The sequence below is a fragment of the Paenibacillus typhae genome, from assembly GCF_900099765.1.
Taxonomy (GTDB): Bacteria; Bacillota; Bacilli; order Paenibacillales; family Paenibacillaceae; genus Paenibacillus_AQ; species Paenibacillus_AQ typhae.
Genome location: NZ_FNDX01000087.1, coordinates 1 through 1,876, shown reverse-complemented (window position 1 = coordinate 1,876; position 1,876 = coordinate 1). Strand labels below are relative to the sequence as shown.

The 1,876-nt window shown below is 39.0% G+C and carries 3 protein-coding genes; all 3 read left to right on the top strand.

Translation table 11 applies throughout. The features are described from left to right. Positions 1 to 379 precede the first annotated feature (379 nt). Positions 380 to 1,150, top strand: coding sequence for a hypothetical protein (locus BLR64_RS29885; protein ID WP_090720357.1), 771 nt, complete (start codon positions 380 to 382; stop codon positions 1,148 to 1,150). 24 nt (positions 1,151 to 1,174) lie between these two features. Beyond that, the gene (locus BLR64_RS29880) at positions 1,175 to 1,414 is read left to right on the top strand and encodes a hypothetical protein (RefSeq protein WP_090720355.1); all 240 of its coding nucleotides are present in this window, start codon (positions 1,175 to 1,177) and stop codon (positions 1,412 to 1,414) included. A 171-nt stretch (positions 1,415 to 1,585) separates the two neighbouring features. Continuing rightward, complete coding sequence (locus tag BLR64_RS30655) at positions 1,586 to 1,699, top strand: YjcZ family sporulation protein (protein WP_206744042.1); 114 nt, start codon at positions 1,586 to 1,588, stop codon at positions 1,697 to 1,699. Positions 1,700 to 1,876 lie beyond the last annotated feature (177 nt).

Sequence of the window (1,876 nt, the reverse complement as noted above, 5' to 3'; positions counted from 1 at the left end):
CATGAATGACGAACATCGGAAAGCCGTATGAGGGAAAACCTCACGTACGGTTTGATGAGGAGGGGCTGGTTTAAACCCAGCCCTTTACTCTAGTATTTATAATATGGAAAATGTTACCTTTATAATCGTCCGGTGCTAAACGCTCTAGGGCGATTATTCATTTCATAAGAATGCACTTAGCTTCATTCATATAACAGCTTGGCATCGGTAAAAGACCTTCTGACTTACGACACTCAAGAATAGGATGAATCAATAATTACATAAAAATACCTTTATTTTAAATTTTGCAAGTCTTTTGATCTATTTATTTCCAAATTAGATTATAGTATCCTTTATTTAGGAGGTTGGCCGACCTTATTATAAATTTGGAGGTTTTAAAATGAAAAAGAGAATTCTAATTCCTATCGCAATGTCTTTGCTATTATGTCTTCCTATCTATGCAGGAGCGGAAGAAGTACATAATACCGCAGCTCTCCAAAAAAATGAAGTTGAGGTGGTGAAGGCATATCGTGCAACTGATAATGGATTGCAGGAGTTAACTGTAGAAGAATATAATAAGCTTGAAATAGAAGCCAATAAAATTAAAGCTTTAGAACAAGCAAAGGTGGGGCTCGTACCAAGCGATCCGCTTTTTAAAACAAATTCTTTGGTTACACCGATGGATGCGTATACAACTACAGTTTACACTTATAACCAATCAGGGTATATTTATAATTATGCAAGAAGTGACATGAATAGAAGAATTTCTGCTGCAGTTAAAAATGACTCGACTAATCCGGTTAATAGAGCTATTGCTTATACGGCTTCCCAAGCTTATGCAGCCAATATTTCTTTAAATGTCTCGGCAAAAATAAAGGCTGTTACTGTTGGGATTACTGCTGGAGCGACTTGGACTAATACCTATACAAGTAGTGATACTGTTACTCAGACAATATCGCCAGGATATTATGCTTGGATGGATTATTATCCTATTTTTAATAACTCTTATGGTATGCTAAATGAAAAAGTTTACGCTAATGCTCAGGGTACCAGTGTATTAGTAAGTGATACAAACACTTACGCTGATATTTACGTAGCAAGAGTAATGAGCGGTGGGCTTCCTGATGGTGTTTACACTGTAAAACAAAGTACATCTGCACCAAGCTATTAATATAAGATAAGGTGGGGGAAGCTTTTGAGCAAAAAAGGTGTAGGGGTAATAATTCTGGTGCTTGGAGTTATATCCTATATAATTAGAGAATCTTTGCACTATTTAGCCGCTGTGTCGCTTTCTTTTAAGCTTAGTGGGATTTCAAATACCATGATAGCTGAACCCCTTTCCTTAATCCCGCCACCATTTGCGATGACTGTTCCAATTGTTCTAATAATTATTGGAATTATATATTTAGTCTGGTCTGAAATTGAAAAAAAATAAATATATCATTCTTGGGTCGCTGAGAAGCGGCTCTTTTTACGTTATAAACGAGATGTAAGCGGTTTTAAATCAAAAATTATCTAAATTACGGAAATGCAAACTCACCCAGTCAATCCTAAGCCCGCAGGCATATTCTAAGCTGTACCCACTTGCAAAGGAGGAGAAAAATACATGAGCGAGAACGTTGCTGGTTATGGCGGAGGCTTCGGCGGAATGACTTCAACTGCTGCAATTCTGGTCCTGTTTATTCTGCTGGTTATCATCTCCAAGGCTTTTATCCTGTAGTTCTGTAAAATAAGAAGCCAGGGTTCCCGCGCTTTGCGGAGACCCTGGCTTTTATTGGTGCGCCCGGCATGGGCGATAACTAGGCGGTGAAAGTCCGCTACAGGCTTGGCAGTAGGAACTGTTAGCTAAAGGCAAGGGTGTCCACCGCGAGGTGGAATCTGAAGGAAGCCGGAGGCA

Excerpts from the sequence above, each read along its gene's own strand:
- BLR64_RS29885 (WP_090720357.1), top strand. The coding sequence starts at position 380 with ATGAAAAAGAGAATTCTAATTCCTATCGCAATGTCTTTGCTATTATGT.
- BLR64_RS30655 (WP_206744042.1), top strand. The coding sequence starts at position 1,586 with ATGAGCGAGAACGTTGCTGGTTATGGCGGAGGCTTCGGCGGAATGACT.